This is a genomic window from Stenotrophomonas sp. 63632_Sma (assembly GCF_056482875.1).
In genome coordinates this window covers 877,550-894,408 of sequence record NZ_CM151220.1, presented here as the reverse complement: position 1 = coordinate 894,408, position 16,859 = coordinate 877,550, and the positions used below count along the sequence as shown (strand labels likewise).

The following is a 16,859-nucleotide window of genomic DNA, read 5'->3' as shown; positions in this document are numbered from 1 at the left end:
CTCAGGCGCGGCGCTTGTGCTTGGCGTCGTCCGAACGCAGCTGCTGGATGCGCTCGAAGTAGCCCGGCTCGATACCCGTCGGGTAGTGGCCGTTGAAGCAGGACGAATCGAAGTTGCGCAGCGCCGGGTTGCCCTCGCTCACCGCCGCTTCCATGTCTTCCAGGTCCTGGTAGATCAGCCAGTCGCAGCCCAGGTGGGCTTCGATCTCTTCCACGGTGCGGTTGTGCGCGACCAGCTCTTCGGCCGCCGGCATGTCGATGCCGTAGATGTTCGGGTAGCGCACCGGCGGTGCCGCGCTGGCCAGGTAGACCTTGCGCGCGCCCGCATCACGGGCCATCTGCACGATCTGCTGGCTGGTGGTGCCGCGCACGATCGAGTCGTCCACCAGCAGCACCACGCGGTTGCGGAACTCCAGGTGGATCGGGTTGAGCTTGCGGCGCACCGACTTCACGCGTTCGCCCTGGCCCGGCATGATGAAGGTGCGGCCGATGTAGCGGTTCTTGATGAAGCCTTCGCGGTACTTCACCCCGAGCACGTTGGAGATCTCCAGCGCGGCATCGCGCGAGGTATCCGGAATCGGGATGATGGTGTCGATGTCGTGGTCCGGGCGCAGGCGCAGGATCTTCTCGCCCAGCTTGATGCCCATGCGCATGCGCGCCTTGTGCACCGAGACGTTGTCGATCATCGAATCCGGGCGCGCGAAGTACACGTATTCGAAGATGCACGGGGTGTGCTCGGCCGGCTCGGCGCAGATCTCCGAGAACAGCTCGCCACGCGCGGTGATCACCAGCGCTTCGCCCGGCTGCACGTCGCGCACGCGCTGGAAGCCCAGCACGTCCAGCGCGGCCGACTCGGAGGCGACGATGTACTCGTCACCTTCGGCGTGGCTGCGCTTGCCCAGTACCAGCGGCCGGATGCCATGCGGGTCGCGGAAGGCGACCAGGCCCAGGCCCAGCACCACGCTGACCACCGCATAGCCGCCCTTGCAGCGGCGGTGCACGCCGGCCACCGCGCGGATCGCGGCTTCCGGGCTGAGCTGGCGCTGCTGCTCCAGTTCATAGGCGAACACGTTCAGCAGCACTTCGCTGTCCGAATCGGTGTTGACGTTGCGGCGGTCCTGCTCGAACACCTGCTGGCGCAGCGCTTCGGTGTTGATCAGGTTGCCGTTGTGGGCCAGCGCGATGCCGTACGGCGAATTGACGTAGAACGGCTGTGCCTCGTCCATGCCTTCCGAACCGGCGGTCGGGTAGCGCACATGGGCGATGCCGACGCTGCCTTCCAGGGTGGACATGGTGCGGGCATCGAACACATCGCGGACCAGGCCAGTGGCCTTCTGCACGCGCAGGCGGCTGCCGCTGGCGGTGGCGATGCCCGCCGCATCCTGGCCACGGTGCTGGAGAACGGTCAAGCCGTCATACAACTGCCCGGCGACGTTCTGGTTGCCGACGATTCCGACGATGCCACACATGGTGCGAGGTCTCCGCTGGGCTGTGCCCAGTTACAAGGAAGGTGGCCGTACCTGGCCGCGGTGGTCGCCGCGCGCGCGGTCGACGTTGGCCGGATCGCCCGGCTCGATACTGTCCGGCAGTGCAGGAGCGTCCGGGCGCACTTCGGCCGGATCGTAGGAATCGCCCTGTTCCGCTTTCGCAGGCCGCAGCCATCCGCCGCCTGCCACTACCTGGTTGAGGATGCCATTATCGCCTGCCGCGCCCGGCTTTCCCAACCCGGCGCCTGCGTTCTTGCCCAACTCCATCAATGCAGATGGGGACAGCGCGTCGGTCGGCAAGGCCTTGGGCAGCAGATCGGCCCCGGGAACCTCCCAGTGCGGCAGTTTGCTGTTCATCCAGGCCACGGTCGGGTTCAGCAACGGACGCACCGCCGAGCGCTGCCACGAGGGTTCGGCGGTCAGCGGGGTGAAGCTGCCCAGCAGCAGCAGGACCGCGGCGATCAGGCCGCCTCGCACCGCGCCCAGCACCCCGCCCAGCAGGCGGTCCAGGCTGGTCAGCATGCTGCGGTGGACCAGGGCCTTGATGACCATGCCGATGACCGCGACCACGATCATCACGCCGATGCCGACCCCCAGGTAGCCACCGACGAAGTGTTCGCCACCGGGGGCCGCCGGCGCGGCCCACCAGTGGGCGGCATCATTGCCGAAGGCGAAGGCCGCCCACGCGGCCAGCAGCCACGACAGGGTGCCGATGACGATTCCGACGAAGCCGCGCAGCATCCCCAGCAGGGTCGAGGCCGCGATCACGATCAGCAGCACCACGTCGATCATGGCGCCCCGCTCCTTCGGCGGCGCTGGCAACGGGGCTGCGCGTGGGTCATGGGTGCGGTCGGACCATGCCGGCCACGCCGACCTTGGCGGCGACCTGCGCCTTCAGCTGCTCGGCGTCAGCGCGGTTGGCCACCGGCCCGACGCGGACGCGATGCAGGGTTCCCTTGTCCGTGCGCACCTGCTCGACGAAAGCGCTGAAACCAGAGGCACGAACCTTGTCGCGCAGGGCATTGGCATCGTTGGCCTGACCGAACGCGCCCAGCTGCACGGCAAAGCCGACGCCGCTGGCAGCCGGTGCCGCCGGTGTGGTCGGCACCGTCGCCGGCTTGCTGGCGGTGGCCTCCGGCTTCGGTTCGGGCTTCGGCGCCGGCTTCGGCGGTTCCGGCTTGGCGGCCGGCGGCGCGGTCGCCGTTGGCGTGCTCGGCGGCAGGCTTTCGCTGCGGACCGGGTTGCCGCTGGCCGAGGGCGCAACAGCTGCGGACGGGGTGCTGGCGCTCGGCGCAGCCGGTGCCGGGGTGGCCGCAACCGGGGCACTGCTGCCGGCCGCCGCGTCAAGGGTGATCACTTCGGCCTTCACATCCGCACGGATCTTCACCGCCTGCAGGCGGGCCGCTTCGGCCTGGGCACGGTCGGCGTAAGGTCCAACGCGCACGCGCCATGCCTGGCGGCCGTTGATGGTGGCCGTTTCAGCGAAGCCCGGCAGCTGCGAGCGCTTCAGGTAGGCGATCACCGCATCGGCGTCGGCCTTGCTGCCGTAGGCACCGAAGGTGACCGCATAGTTGCCGGCGGCGACTGCCGGCGAGGTGTCCACGGTCGGCGGCGTAGCCGGCGTGGCAGCCTCCTGCAGCGGCTTGGTCTGCCCGGTCTGCAGGCCGGTGGCGCCACCGGCCGGGGCGACCAGAGGCAGCTCACGGGTTTCGAACTGGCCATCGGCCGGCGCATCCGGCGCGGCGATCGGCACATTGGCGACACCGCTGTCGGGTGCGGGTCCCTTGACCAGCATCGGCAGGAAAATCACGGCCAGTGCCACCAGCACGATGGCACCAATCAGACGCTGTTTCAGAGGCGTATCCACGTGAGGCAGGCAACTGTCCGGAGATTGCCGTCGATTATACGGGTGCCGGACCGGCCGGCGTCGGCGTTGGCTGAACGCGGATCAGGCGTCGCCCTGCAGCCACTGCAGGGCCGCAGCGGCGGTATGGAAGGAGCCGAACACCAACACCCGGTCACCCCGCTCAGCCTGGGCCAGCACCTGCGCCAGCGCCTGTTCGACGCTATCGGCCAGCGGTGCCTTGGCTGCCACCGTACCGCTCAGGCGTGCCTGCAGCTGCTGGGCGCTCTGCCCACGCGGACCGTCCAGCCCGGCCAGGGTCCACTCGCCCACCACGTCCTGCAGGGCCTGCACCACACCCGTCGCGTCCTTGTCCTGCAACGCGGCGTACACCGCCAGGGTGCGGCCGGCTGACACTTCGGCCTTCAGCGCACGCGCCAGCTGGCCCGCCGCCTGTGGGTTGTGGCCCACGTCCACGCGGATCTGCACGCCGTCGCGCTCGAATGCCTGCATGCGGCCGGAGATTCGCGCTGCTGCGATACCCGCGGCCCACGCCGCACGCGGCACCGGCTTGTCCAGCGCGCGCAGGGCGGCGATGGCAGCACCGGCATTGGCCAGCTGGATCGGGCCGGCCAGCGCCGGGGTCGGCAGCTCCATGCGCAGGCCGACATCGCGCCAGCGCCAGCGCTGGGCGTCGATCGGCTCGTAGAAGTAATCGCTGCCGCCGCGGATCGCGTTGGCACCGACCAGATAGGCACGCGCCAGCACGCTGGACGGCGGATCGGTCTCGCCCAGGATCACCGGCTTCCAGCCACGGATGATGCCGGCCTTCTCGGCGCCGATCGCTTCGCGGTCCTCGCCCAGCCACTCGGCATGGTCGATGTCCACGGTGGTGATCACCGATACATCGGCGTCGACGATGTTGACCGCATCCAGGCGGCCGCCCAGGCCCACTTCCAGAACCGCCAGGTCCAGCCCGGCGTCGGCGAACAGCTGCAAAGCAGCGAGCGTGCCGTACTCGAAATAGGTCAGCGTGGTGTCGCCGCGTGCCGCTTCGACGGCATTGAACGCAGCAACCAGCGCCGAATCGTCCACGTCCTGCCCGTCGATGCGCACACGTTCGTTGTAGCGCAGCAGATGCGGCGAGGTGTAGGCACCCACCTTCCAACCGGCAGCACGGCCGATGGCCTCGATGAAGGCCACGGTGGAGCCTTTGCCGTTGGTGCCACCGACCACGATGGTGCGCCCGGCCGGCGCGCCAAGACCCATCGCCGTGGCCACGGCGCGCACGCGCTCCAGGCCCATGTCGATGGTCGCCGGGTGCTGGCGTTCAATGTAATCCAGCCAATCGGCCAGGGTGGTCGGGGTGTTCGTCACGGCAGTGCTTCCAGCAGGTACAGGTGGTTCGGTGTGGCGGGTCAGAGTGCGCGGTGCTTGGCTTCGCCGAAGAACGGCGTGTGGTGGGCGCAGTCGTTCAGGCGCACCACTTCCAGGCTATCCAGGTCGGCACCTTCGAGCAGGTTGAGCGTGGTCGGTGCCTGGCGGAAGGTCCACAGGCGGGAAATCGGCAGGCCCAGCACCTTGCACAGGATCACGCGGTTGACCGCGTCATGGGCAACCACCAGCAAGGTGTCGTGCTCGCCGAGGCCTTCGGTGGCACGGGCCAGGCCACGCCAGCTGCGTTCCAGCACCAGGCGCAGCGATTCGCCACCGGGCATCAGCACGGTATCGGGCTCCTCGCGCCAGGCCTGCAGGCGCGACGGATCCTTTTCGTTGATCTCGCTGGCGAGCAGGCCTTCCCACTCACCGTGGGCGATTTCCTGCAGCTCCGGCTCGGTCAGCAGCATGTCGGCACGCGCGGCGCCAAGCGCCAGCTGCGCGGTGCGCTGGGCGCGCGACAGCGGCGAGGCGACGGCACGGGTGATGTCCACCGAGGCCAGGCGGGCACCCAGTGCCTGGGCCTGGGCTTCACCGATCGGCGAAAGCGGAATATCGATCTGGCCCTGGTAGCGGCCTTCGGCGTTCCACGGCGTTTCGCCGTGGCGGGCAAGCAGGATGCGCATGCGTGCAAGGGGTCCTGGGGGGAGGAGGTTTCCGCGTTTCGTTCACATCCTGTGAAGTACGCGGAACAGGGATGATACCTGTTCGGCGCACCCGGCCGGGCCGGGCATGAAAAAACCCCGCGACGTGGATCGCGGGGTTTCGGAAACTCCGGCTATCTGGTCGAGGTTGCCGGCCAGCGGCCGGCACTACCATCGGTACAGGCAGTAGATCCCCGCCATGCGTGGATGGACCGCCCCGAACCGCGAACCTTACTTGACCAGGTTCAGTTCCTTCAGCAGCTGCGGCGCCGGCGCCACTTCCTGCATGATCCACTGCATGTAGCGGCTGTCGACGGCGATCATGCGGGTCATCACCGGGTCGAACACCCAGTTGGAGCTGACCGATTCCCAGTTGCCATCGAAGGCCAGGCCGACCAGCTTGCCGTTGGCATCCAGCACCGGCGAACCGGAGTTGCCGCCGGTGATGTCCAGGTTGGACAGGAAGTTCACCGGCACCGAACCAATGCGCTTGTCTTCCAGGCCGCCGTAACGCTTGGCCTTGACCGCATCGAGCAGCGCCTTCGGCGAATCGAACGGATCTTCACCGGTTTCCTTCGCCGCCACGCCTTCCAGGGTGGTGAACGGGGTGTACTTCACGCCGTCCTTGCCATAGCCCATGACGTTGCCGAAGGTGATGCGCAGCGACAGGTTGGCATCCGGATAGACGAACTCGCCCTGGCTCTTCTTGTAGTCGGCCACGGCCTGCAGGTACAGCGGGCGGGCGGTCAGTGATTCGCCTTCGCGGATCTTCTTCTGCTCTTCCTGCTTCAGCAGTGCCGGCATGACGGCCACGGCGTACTGGATGGCCGGATCGCTGCTGGCTTCAAACGCGGCACGGTCGGCCTTGAACCACTTCAGGCGATTGTCCAGGCTGCCCAGCTCGGTGCCGCCCAGCTTGTTCACCAGCGACTTGACCGCAGCGGCATCGCTGCCGGCCAGCCACTTGTTCAGCACTTCGTTGTCGCGCTGCGCGGCCGGCAGGGCCACGTACTGGTCCAGCCAGTAGGTCTGCAGCTGCTGGTCCATCTTTGCCACGTAGCGACGGTCCATCTGCTTCAGGCCACCTTCGATGGTGGTCAGGTCGCGTTCCTGGTAACCGGCTTCGCGCTCGGCATCCGGCTTGCTGCGCTCGATCGACAGGCGGTACAGGGTGATCGCTGCGCCAACGGCCGAGGTGTTGTTGAACTGGCCGACGAACAGGTCGCGTTCGCGGGTCGACTTGCTGGTATCCAGATGCTTGAGCAGCTGCGCGTGGGCGGCCAGGGCCGGCTTGCCGGCAGCACCCTGCTTCTTCAGCCAGGCCAGCACGGCGGCTTCTTCAGCCTGCTTCTGGCCGGCGGCGTCGATGCGCTTGAAGCCTTCCAGCTGGCCCAGGTAGTTCTTGGCCACGTTGTTCATGCTGGCGGCGGTCGCGGCGTACTTCACCTTGACGTCGGCGTCGGCCTTGCCGGCATCGGCGATCATCTTCAGCACCGCGTTGTAGTGCTTGGCGATGGTCGGGTAGGTGAAGCTGGCGGTTTCGTTGAACTCACCGGCCAGTGCATAGCGGTTGGTGCGGCCCGGGTAGCCGGCCACCATCACGAAGTCGTCGGCGCCCAGCGGCTGGTCGGCGAACTTCAGGAAGTGCTTGGGCTGGTACGGCACGTTGTCGGCGGCGAAGGCGGCCGGCTTGCCGTCCTTGCCCACATAGGCCCGGTAGAACGAGAAGTCGCCGGTGTGGCGCGGCCACATCCAGTTGTCGACGTCGCCACCGAACTTGCCGACGCTGCCCGGAGGCGCGTAGACCAGGCGCACATCCTTGATTTCCATGTTGCGGAACAGGCGGTAGGTATTGCCGCCGGAGAAGCTGTACAGGCGGCAGCGGAAGCCGGCATCGGCTTCGCAAGCGGCGACCTGGGCCTTGTCGAAGGCGTCCAGCGCGCGGCTGCGGGCCAGCGGGTCGTTGCCGGCGCCGGCAATGGCGGCCTTGGCCTGGGCGGTGACGTCGGTGATCTGGTCGAGCACGAACACGCGGGCGTTCGGGCCGGCGCTCAGTTCGTCCTTCAGGGTCGGCGCATTGAAGCCGTCCTTGATCAGGTTCTTCTGCGCGGTCGAATTCAGCTGGATGGCGCCGTAGGCACAGTGGTGGTTGGTGACCACCAGGCCCTGCGGCGAGACGAAGCTGGCGGTGCAGCCGCCGAGGGCAACGACGGCGCCCATCGGGTCGCCGGTCAGGTTGGCCAGCTGTTCCGGGGACAGCTTGAGGCCGGCCTTCTGCAGCGGGCCGGCGATTTCCGGCAGCTGCTGCGGCACCCACATGCCTTCAGCGGCTTGGGCGACCTGGGCCAGCCCGAGGCTGGCGACGATGGAGAATGCAAGCAGGTTCGAGCGCATGGAGCGGCCCCTGGTAGTGGAACCTTCGATTGTAGCCCGCCGCCCTGCCCCGGCCCGAACCCCGGAAGTCATGGGCCTGCTTCTTGCTCTGCCACGCGCACGTCGGCCGCGCACACGGAAATCGTCCAGAGGGGGCGTGGTCATCCTGGACGGGACCGTTGGCGCCATGGATGGCGCCATCGAGCACCATGGAGGGGCTTTTGCGTGTCCTGGCCAGGGTGACCACGCCCCCTTTCCCGGATCAGGGAGGCGCCGCTGTTCGCAGCACGTTCGAAACGCCCGCCAACACACGCCTTTCGTTCCGCCACTGCACCCGCAGCGCAACATGGGAAATCCGCGCGGCACCCTATAATCCGCGCTTTCCCCCTGATGAGTTCCACCCCGATGGCGCAGCAAACGATGAAGGCCCTGGTCAAGCGCGAAGCGGCCAAGGGCATCTGGCTGGAAGAAGTTCCGGTTCCGACCCCGGGCCCGAACGAGGTCCTGATCAAGCTCGAGAAGACCGCGATCTGCGGTACCGACCTGCACATCTACCTGTGGGACGAGTGGAGCCAGCGCACCATCAAGCCGGGCCTGACCATCGGCCACGAATTCGTCGGTCGCGTCGCCGCACTCGGCTCGGCCGTGACCGGCTATGAAATCGGCCAGCGCGTCTCGGCCGAAGGCCACATCGTCTGCGGCCACTGCCGCAACTGCCGTGGCGGCCGCCCGCACCTGTGCCCGAACACCGTCGGCATCGGCGTCAACGTCAACGGCGCCTTCGCCGAGTACATGGTGATGCCGGCCAGCAACCTGTGGCCGATCCCGGACCAGATTCCGTCCGAGCTGGCCGCGTTCTTCGATCCGTACGGCAACGCCGCGCATTGCGCGCTGGAGTTCAACGTGATCGGTGAAGACGTTCTGATCACCGGTGCCGGCCCGATCGGCATCATCGCCGCCGGCATCTGCAAGCACATCGGTGCACGCAACGTGGTGGTGACCGACGTCAACGACTTCCGCCTGAAGCTGGCCGCCGACATGGGTGCCACCCGCGTGGTCAACGTGGCCAACCAGTCGCTGAAGGACGTGATGAAGGAACTGCACATGGAGGGCTTCGACGTGGGCCTGGAAATGAGCGGCAACCCGCGCGCGTTCAACGACATGCTCGACTGCATGTACCACGGCGGCAAGATCGCCATGCTCGGGATCATGCCCAAGGGCGCCGGCTGCGACTGGGACAAGATCATCTTCAAGGGCCTGACCGTGCAGGGCATCTACGGCCGCAAGATGTACGAGACCTGGTACAAGATGACCCAGCTGGTGCTGTCCGGCTTCCCGCTCGGCAAGGTGATGACCCACCAGCTGCCGATCGACGACTTCCAGAAGGGCTTCGACCTGATGGAAGAAGGCAAGGCCGGCAAGGTTGTATTGAGCTGGAATTGACCCTTCGCCGCGCGCGATGGGTGGGTGGGTGCCGAGCTTGCTCGGCACACCTTGAAACTGAAAAAGGCGCCCGATGGGCGCCTTTTTCTTTGCCATCCCGATGTTGCCGGCCAGCGGCCGGCACTACCGGTAACGCCTGCGGCGTTACTTGCCGATGGCCACGCTCAGCATCACGCGGCTGTGGGCCAGCTTGCCGGAGTTGTCGCGGCCGTTGCCGTCGGTGCCGTAGTAACCCAGGCCGACCTTGGCCATCCCGAACTGGCGCTCAACGCCGACATTCCAGTCGGTGTAATCCTTGGCGATGCCGTCTTCAAACGTGCTGCGGCCGACATTGGCATTCAGGGTGAAGTCCTTCGGCAGGCCCCAGCTGCCGCCCAGGCCGAAGTACCAGCCATCGGTGCTGCTGTTCCATACATCGTTGGTGTAGGCCACCGTCAGCTTGTAGGTGTCATCCAGCGTGGTGGTGGTGATCAGCTCGTTGTAGTTCTGGTGGCTGGACTTCAGGTAGGTGTAGCGGTTCAGCAGCACGTCGACGTTGACGCGCTCGGTGACGTCCACGCCGTAGCCGATCAGGTAGTCGACCTCGGTCTTCGGATCACCTGCACCGAAGTCCACGCCCGAACCCCACACGCCGGCATACAGGCCAACCGGGCTGGTGTAGGTGAAACCGGCCTGCAGGGTCGGATCCTCGTCGGTCTGCGACACACCACGGAACAGGTAATCGGAAACAGCGGTGACGTTCCAGCTGTACGGCGATTCGTTTTCCTGGGCGCTGGCGGCGAACGGGGCGGCCAGGGTCAGGGCAGCGGCAATGGCGAGGCAGGCACGGGCGTGCTTCATGAGCGTCTCCGGTGGGGGCGGTGGCGTGGAAGGCGGGGAGCGGGCGTAGCGGCCGGAGCGGGACAGCTCCGGTTCACGAATTTTTAACCAGTTTGCTATTGCGATGCAACATGTGCCGGCCGTGGCGATGCCCCATCCGGGCCGGTCGGCAAGCGGCGATGCCCGGTAGAATCAGCGGTTTCCCCGTTCAGAGCCGTGCCCACGCCATGACCGACGCCTCCTCCGCCCTGACCCGCCACTACGCCGAGGAACTGGACGCCATCCGCGCCCAGGGCCTGTTCAAGTCCGAGCGGATCATCACCAGCCCGCAGTCGGCCGAGATCACCCTCGAGGACGGCCGCACGGTGCTGAACTTCTGTGCCAACAACTACCTGGGCCTGGCCGACCATCCGGACCTGATCCAGGCCGCCAAGGATGCGCTGGATACCCACGGCTTCGGCATGGCCTCGGTGCGCTTCATCTGCGGCACCCAGGACCTGCACAAGCAGCTGGAGAAGCAGATCGCCGACTTCTTCGGCAAGCAGGACACCATCCTGTACGCGGCCTGCTTCGATGCCAACGGCGGCCTGTTCGAGCCGCTGCTCGGCGAGAACGACGCGATCATTTCCGATGCGCTGAACCACGCCTCGATCATTGACGGCGTGCGCCTGTGCAAAGCCAAGCGCTTCCGCTATGCCAACTGCGACATGGCCGACCTGGAAGCCCAGCTGCAGGCCGCCGACGCCGCCGGCTGCAAGACCAAGCTGATCACCACCGACGGCGTGTTCTCGATGGACGGCTTCATTGCGCCGCTGGACGAGATCACCGCGCTGGCGAAGAAGTACAACGCGCTGGTGCACATCGACGAATGCCACGCTACCGGCTTCCTCGGTGCCACCGGCCGCGGCTCGGCCGAAGTGAAGGGCGTGCTGGAAAAGATCGACATCATCACCGGCACCCTGGGCAAGGCCATGGGTGGTGCACTGGGCGGCTTCACCTGCGCCAGCGCCGAGGTGATCGAGCTGCTTCGCCAGCGTTCGCGCCCGTACCTGTTCTCCAACTCGCTGCCGCCGCATGTGGTGGCCGCCGGCATCAAAGCGTTCGAGATGCTGGCCGCCGCTGACGATCTGCGCGACACCCTGGTGGAAAACACCCGCTACTTCCGCGAAAAGATGGTCGCCGCCGGTTTCGACGTGAAGCCGGGCGTACACCCGATCAGCCCGGTGATGCTGTACGACGCACCGCTGGCGCAGAAGTTCGCCGAGCGCCTGCTGGAAGAAGGCATCTACGCGATCGGCTTCTTCTTCCCGGTGGTGCCCAAGGGCCAGGCCCGCATCCGCACCCAGATCAGCGCCGCGCACAGTCGCGAGCATCTGGACCGCGCGATCGATGCGTTCACCCGCATCGGTGTCGAGCTGGGCGTGATCAAGGGTTGATCCCCACCGGCCAAAGCGTGCCGACCAAGGTCGGCACCTACCGGCCGTGAGGGCGTGCCGACCGAGGTCGGCACCTTCCCGGCATCACTTCTTTTTCTTCTTGCCCTTCGGCTCGTCCTTGCTGGCCACCACCACCGGCTTGGCGGCAGCATCCTGGCCGTTACCCTTGGCAACGCGGATGCCATTGGCCTTCATCCAGGCATCGAACTCATCGGCGGTCATCTTCTTGTCGCCGTTGCTCATCAGGAAGCGGTAGCTGCCGCGACCATCCAGCTCCGGGGTCTTCACTTCCACCACCGGGGTCTCGGCCGGCATTTCCGCCTTGGCCACCTTCTTGTGGCCACCACAGGCGGTCAGCAGCACCATCGGCAGCAGCAGGCCTGCGCAGCGCAGGGTTTGGTTGAGGGTCGGGTGGTACATGGGCAGGCTCCGTTCGGGAAATTCAGCGGCCAGACGCCCCCTACGCCTGGAACGGTGGCCGGCAACCGCCGGCCGCGGGCGATGATCAGCCCGGTGCAGCGGCCCCCAGCCGCTGCTGGTCACTGACCTCCAGCACCCGCCACTGGCCCTTGCCGAGATCGCCGAGCTGCAGCCCGCCGATCGCAACCCGGACCAGGCGCAGCACCTGCAGGTCGAAGGCCGCCAACAGGCGGCGGATGTGGCGGTTGCGGCCCTCGTCGAGGACCACCTCCAGCCACGCGGTCTTATCGCCGCTGCGCAGCACGCGCACAGCCTGGGCGACGAGGAACTCGCCCTCGTCGTCCACGCCGGCCTGCAGGGCCGCCAGCGTGGCGTCATCGGGCAGGCGGTCGACCTGCACGTGGTAGGTCTTGTCCGGCCCGGTCTGCGGGTCGGTCAGGCGCGCCGCCCACTGCGGATCGTTGCTGAACAGCAACAACCCTTCACTGGCCTTGTCGAGGCGCCCGACCGGCGCGATCCACGGCAGGCCGGCACCATCGAAGCACCGGTACACGGTATCGCGGCCACGCTCATCCTGCGCGGTGGTCACCACCCCACGCGGTTTGTTGAGCATCAGGTACAGGCGCTGCGGCGCGCCCATCGGCTGGCCATCGACCTCGATCGGCGGCGCCGGCTGCCCAATCGGGAATTCGGGATCCCGCACGATGCGGCCGGAGACGCGCACGCGGCCATCGGCGATCCAGCGCGCGGCCTCGCTGCGCGAACACACGCCGGCCTTGGACAGCACGCGCGCCAGGCCATGACGGACACCGGCGGCTGTGGCAGCGGGAGTCGCACGCCCACGCGGTGCGTGGGAGCGGGCGGCGGGGGCGGCAGGTGGGCGGCGCGTGCGCAAGCCTCTGCTCCCCGCGGTGCTTACTTCTTGTCGACCGGCTTGGTCTCAGCCGGTGCTTCGGCCGGGGCCGGAGTGGCGGCCGGAGCCGGACGCGCCTTGACCACACGCACGCCACGCGCCTTCATCCAGGCGTCGAACTCTTCGGCGGTCATGCGCTTGCCGTTCTGGCTCATGTCGAAGCGCCAGGGCGTGTTGTCGAATTCGGTCTGCGGCTTGTAGGCCGCCGGATCGTTCGGCTTCACTGCGGGGGCGCTCGGAATGGCCTTGGCGATGTTCTGGCAACCATCGATGCGCAGGCGCTGCAGCACCTGGTCCAGCGACTGCGACGGATCGTAGTTGCTGCTCAGCACGCCGGCCGGCATGCCCAGCTGGTTGCCACGGATGTAGAGCTCGTCGGCCACCGGCGCGATGGTCGTGGCCGGCAACGGCAGCGGCGAGGCGCTGGTGTTGACCGAGCAATCGACCGCAGCGTGGGCGGCGGGAACCAGGGCCAGCGCCAGGAAGGCGGCCGATGCAGAGCGCAGCATGAAGGGCATCCAGGAAAGGAAGTGACGCGGCGAGTTTAGCAATGCCGCGACAGCTTTCAAGCGCCACTTTCAATGAATACGGCAACTCATTGGTTTTACGGATAAAAACCCGACGAACGGTTGTTCCCGGAGCGACGGACACGCGGATTCCGGGCCGCAGAAACAACAAGACCCGGCCGAAGCCGGGTCCTGCTGTGTCCTACTGGCAGAGCGTCAGAACTTAGTTCTGGACGTTCAGCTCGGTACGACGGTTCTTGGCGCGACCTTCCGGGTTGTCCGAACCATCCGGGTTGGTGTTCGGAGCAATCGGACGGCTCTCGCCGTAGCCGATCGGGCCGACCAGGCGACCGGCGTCAACGCCGTTCTTGGTCAGGTAGTTGTACACGGCGGTAGCGCGACGCTCCGACAGCTTCTGGTTGTAAGCGTCGGTACCCTTCGAGTCGGTGTGACCGGCAACTTCAACGCGCAGATCCGGGTAACGCTTCAGGATCTCGGTGGCTTCGCTCAGGATCGCCACGGCGTCCGGACGCAGGTTCGACTTGTCGAAGTCGAAGTTGACGCCCTTCAGGTCGATGGAGACCGGCACCGGGCAACCGTCCGGACCGATGGTCTGACCCGGCTGCGAGTTCGGGCACTTGTCGTCGCAGTTGTTGACGCCGTCACCGTCGTCATCCAGGTCGGCGCAGCTCGGGGCAACCGGAGCCGGAGCCGGAGCAGCCGCGACCGGAGCCGGGCCCAGCGGGATCACGACGCCGACCGAGGCCAGCACGTCACCGAACCAGTCTTCCTTCGGAGCGGCAACGCTCTGGTCGTCGAAGTCAGCGCGGTAGGCCACTTCGGCGCGGACAGCAACGCGCTTTTCGAAGGTGGTCTGCAGGCCGACGCCCAGCTTGGCGGCAAGGTTGCCGTCCTTACGCTGGCGCGGACCATTGGCATTCAGCGCCGGGTACTCTTCTTCCGACTTCTGGTAGCCCAGGCCACCGACGATGTACGGGTTCCAGCCGCGGCCTTCCTTGATGAAGTGGCGACGCAGGTCCAGCGAGACGCCGTACTGCGACCAGTTCAGGTCCTTGTTCGAATCGAAGTTCGGGTTCTGATAGTTCAGCTCACCGTCCAGCGACCAGTTCGGGCTGATGAACTTGCCCAGGCCCAGGGTCACGAACGGAGCGTCATTGGTCAGACGGTCGCTGTCCTGGAAGTTGAAGCCGGCCGAACCGGTCAGGTACCAGCGGTCATCGAACTCCTGCGCCGAAGCTGCCTGGGCAAAAGCCAGGCCGCCCAGCAGCGCGGCAGTAAGGATCTTCTTGTTCATTGAGTACAGCTCCTATTTCGGGGGTATGAAACCGGTAGAGGCATGGGCCAGCACAAGTGCGTCGATGTACGACAGCCGATTCAGCACGCCACCGCCGCGAACATTATGCTCAGGCGGGTGAAGGCCATGTTAACAGTCCCGTAACATGTGAAGTGTTGCGCCCGACCGTCCGCCGGTCCGACGTTGAAACCCTATACAGGATGATGAAAATCCGCAAGACCCTCACGCTGCAAGGGTTTGACGGGGTTTAGGCGGGGAAAACGACATATTGCGCGGCGCGCTGCATCAAACGGTTCAGCGCGTCTGCGGAAACGTGAGGAACCTTATGATGGAGCCACGAACCCAGCCGGAGCCGTGATGAAAGCCGTCGCCCTGAGTCGTGAATCCGCCCCTGCCCTGTGCGATATCCACCTGCCTCCGCCGCTGCCTCCCCGGGGGCGTGACCTGCTGGTCCGGGTCGAGGCGGTTTCAGTCAACCCCGTCGATGGCAAGCAGCGTGCCAGCACGGATCCGGCCACGCTCCAGGCACCCCGCGTGCTGGGTTGGGACGCTGCCGGCGTGGTCGAGGCAATCGGCGACGAGGCGAGCCTGTTTGCCTCCGGTGACGAGGTTTATTACGCAGGCGATGTCACCCGCCCCGGCTGCAATGCGCAGTACCACTGGGTGGATGAACGCCTGGTCGCGCGCAAGCCAACCACGCTGGATTTCGCTGAAGCCGCAGCGCTGCCGCTGACCACGCTCACCGCCTGGGAGCTGCTGTTCGAGCGCATGCCGCTGCGGCTGGACGATCGCCGCCACGCCGGCCAGCACCTGCTGGTGATCGGCGGTGCGGGCGGGGTCGGCTCGATGGCAATCCAGCTGGCCCGCCATGCGGGTTTCGAGGTGATCGCCACGGCGTCGCGCGAGGCCTCGGCCGACTGGTGCCGGCGGATGGGTGCCCGGCACGTGATCGACCACCGGCAACCACTTCAGGCCCAGCTGCAGGCGCTGGGCATCGACACGGTGCAGGTCGCACTCAACCTGGCCGACACCGATCACTACTGGGACGAACTGGGCCTGCTGCTGGCGCCGCAGGGACATGTGGGCCTGATCGTCGAGCCGCGTGGGCCGCTGCGCATCGGCGATCCCTACAAAGCCAAGTGCATCGGCATCCACTGGGAGTTCATGTTCGCGCGCGCGCGCTTTGCCACTGCCGACTGCATCGAGCAGCACCGCATCCTCAGCCGCACGGCCAGCATGATCGATGCCGACCAGCTGCGCGGCACCCTCAGTGAAAGCCTGGGCCCGATCAATGCGGCAAATCTGGACATCGCGCATCAGCGCCTGGCCAGCGGACGCACGGTGGGCAAGCTGGCGCTGGCAGGCTGGGGCGACTGAGCCAGGCTGGAACGCCGATGTAAAGCCGAGCCCATGCCCGGCCGTGCGGTCTGATCGTAGCGTCGAGCGTGCTCGACTGATTCATCAGGAGCAGTCGAGCACGCTCGACGCCACTGTAGCGGCGGATTGATCGGCATCTGTATCTATGGAAGTGACTGAATCGGGATTACGGTGGGAACAGATCCCCCTCCCCCGAGACCGTCATGCCCACCGCCCTGCCCTTGCGCCTGCTGCAACTGATCACCGGCCTGTTCCTGTACGGCTTCGGCGCCTCGCTGATGATCCGTGCGGCCATCGGCGTGGCGCCCTGGGACGTGCTGTCGCAGGGCATCGCCGCGCAGACGCCGCTGTCGTTCGGGCTGGCCACCAACGTGATCGGTGCACTGGTGTTGCTGCTGTGGTGGCCGCTGCGGCAGAAACCGGGTGTCGGCACCGTGCTCAACGTGATGCTGATCGGCCCTTCCGCGCAGTTCGGGCTATGGTTGCTGCCGCCGGCCGTCGGCCTTGGCTGGCAGCTGGCGATGTTCTGCGCGGGCATGCTGCTGGTCGCGCTGGCCACCGGCCTGTACATCGGCGCCAGGCTTGGCCCTGGCCCGCGCGACGGCCTGATGACCGGCCTGCATGCCCGCACCGGCTGGCCGATCTGGAAAGTGCGCAGCCTGATCGAGGGCAGCGTGCTGCTGCTGGGCTGGTGGCTGGGCGGCAATGTTGGGCTCGGCACCCTCGCCTTCGCTCTGCTGATCGGTCCGCTGTGTGGTGTCACGCTGGGCTGGTTCGGGATCGGTCGCACCCCGGTAGTGCCGGCCGCTGGCCGGCAGCCGCAAGCACCCTGATCTGCCCAGGATGC

At 66.9% G+C, this 16,859-nt stretch carries 15 protein-coding genes; 4 read left to right on the top strand and 11 right to left on the bottom strand.

Going from position 1 to position 16,859, the window contains the following annotated elements:
- Window position 1 precedes the first annotated feature (1 nt).
- From purF to ACZK45_RS04070, 6 genes are all read right to left on the bottom strand, one after another.
- A complete protein-coding gene (gene purF, locus ACZK45_RS04095; RefSeq protein WP_032129068.1) occupies window positions 2-1,468 on the bottom strand; it encodes an amidophosphoribosyltransferase in 1,467 nt (488 codons plus the stop codon).
- Between the two features lie 30 nt (window positions 1,469-1,498).
- A complete protein-coding gene (locus ACZK45_RS04090; protein ID WP_478445480.1) occupies window positions 1,499-2,278 on the bottom strand; it encodes a CvpA family protein in 780 nt (259 codons plus the stop codon).
- A gap of 46 nt (window positions 2,279-2,324) precedes the next feature.
- Window positions 2,325-3,353, bottom strand: coding sequence for an SPOR domain-containing protein (locus tag ACZK45_RS04085; RefSeq protein ID WP_478445479.1), 1,029 nt, complete (start codon window positions 3,351-3,353; stop codon window positions 2,325-2,327).
- Between the two features lie 81 nt (window positions 3,354-3,434).
- Window positions 3,435-4,706 carry a bifunctional tetrahydrofolate synthase/dihydrofolate synthase gene (gene folC, locus ACZK45_RS04080; protein WP_478445478.1) on the bottom strand — a complete coding sequence of 424 codons (1,272 nt, stop codon included), beginning with the start codon at window positions 4,704-4,706 and terminating at the stop codon, window positions 3,435-3,437.
- Window positions 4,707-4,747: 41 nt separating this feature from the next.
- Entirely contained in the window at window positions 4,748-5,392 is a 645-nt protein-coding gene (locus ACZK45_RS04075) for a histidine phosphatase family protein (protein ID WP_010483945.1), read from the bottom strand.
- Window positions 5,393-5,641: 249 nt separating this feature from the next.
- On the bottom strand, window positions 5,642-7,804 hold the full coding sequence (locus tag ACZK45_RS04070; protein WP_478445477.1) for a S46 family peptidase: 2,163 nt from the start codon (window positions 7,802-7,804) through the stop codon (window positions 5,642-5,644).
- Between the two features lie 399 nt (window positions 7,805-8,203).
- On the opposite strand from ACZK45_RS04070, the gene tdh reads away from it, so the two are divergent.
- The gene (tdh, locus tag ACZK45_RS04065) at window positions 8,204-9,226 is read left to right on the top strand and encodes an L-threonine 3-dehydrogenase (RefSeq protein WP_010483949.1); all 1,023 of its coding nucleotides are present in this window, start codon (window positions 8,204-8,206) and stop codon (window positions 9,224-9,226) included.
- Between the two features lie 144 nt (window positions 9,227-9,370).
- Here tdh and ACZK45_RS04060 read toward each other — a convergent pair whose 3' ends face one another.
- Window positions 9,371-10,066, bottom strand: coding sequence for a TorF family putative porin (locus tag ACZK45_RS04060; RefSeq protein WP_071229157.1), 696 nt, complete (start codon window positions 10,064-10,066; stop codon window positions 9,371-9,373).
- Window positions 10,067-10,272: 206 nt separating this feature from the next.
- On the opposite strand from ACZK45_RS04060, the gene kbl reads away from it, so the two are divergent.
- Window positions 10,273-11,481, top strand: a complete 1,209-nt coding sequence (gene kbl, locus ACZK45_RS04055; protein WP_032129062.1) for a glycine C-acetyltransferase — start codon at window positions 10,273-10,275, stop codon at window positions 11,479-11,481.
- A gap of 84 nt (window positions 11,482-11,565) precedes the next feature.
- On the opposite strand, the gene ACZK45_RS04050 is transcribed toward kbl, so the two are convergent.
- The 4 genes from ACZK45_RS04050 to ACZK45_RS04035 form a co-directional block, all read right to left on the bottom strand.
- A complete protein-coding gene (locus ACZK45_RS04050) occupies window positions 11,566-11,901 on the bottom strand; it encodes a hypothetical protein (RefSeq protein WP_049463434.1) in 336 nt (111 codons plus the stop codon).
- An 85-nt stretch (window positions 11,902-11,986) separates the two neighbouring features.
- A complete protein-coding gene (locus ACZK45_RS04045; RefSeq protein WP_197616478.1) occupies window positions 11,987-12,796 on the bottom strand; it encodes a pseudouridine synthase in 810 nt (269 codons plus the stop codon).
- Window positions 12,797-12,816: 20 nt separating this feature from the next.
- Window positions 12,817-13,323 (bottom strand): hypothetical protein, encoded by a 507-nt coding sequence (locus ACZK45_RS04040; RefSeq protein WP_010483956.1) that lies wholly within the window; start codon window positions 13,321-13,323, stop codon window positions 12,817-12,819.
- A gap of 220 nt (window positions 13,324-13,543) precedes the next feature.
- A complete protein-coding gene (locus ACZK45_RS04035; RefSeq protein ID WP_132809311.1) occupies window positions 13,544-14,635 on the bottom strand; it encodes an OmpA family protein in 1,092 nt (363 codons plus the stop codon).
- Window positions 14,636-14,992: 357 nt separating this feature from the next.
- Here ACZK45_RS04035 and ACZK45_RS04030 point away from each other — a divergent pair, with 357 nt between their 5' ends.
- Window positions 14,993-16,012: a zinc-binding alcohol dehydrogenase family protein gene (locus ACZK45_RS04030; protein WP_478445476.1), complete on the top strand. Its 1,020-nt coding sequence runs from the start codon at window positions 14,993-14,995 to the stop codon at window positions 16,010-16,012.
- A 203-nt stretch (window positions 16,013-16,215) separates the two neighbouring features.
- Window positions 16,216-16,845 (top strand): membrane protein YczE, encoded by a 630-nt coding sequence (gene yczE, locus ACZK45_RS04025; protein ID WP_032130480.1) that lies wholly within the window; start codon window positions 16,216-16,218, stop codon window positions 16,843-16,845.
- Window positions 16,846-16,859: the final 14 nt, after the last annotated feature.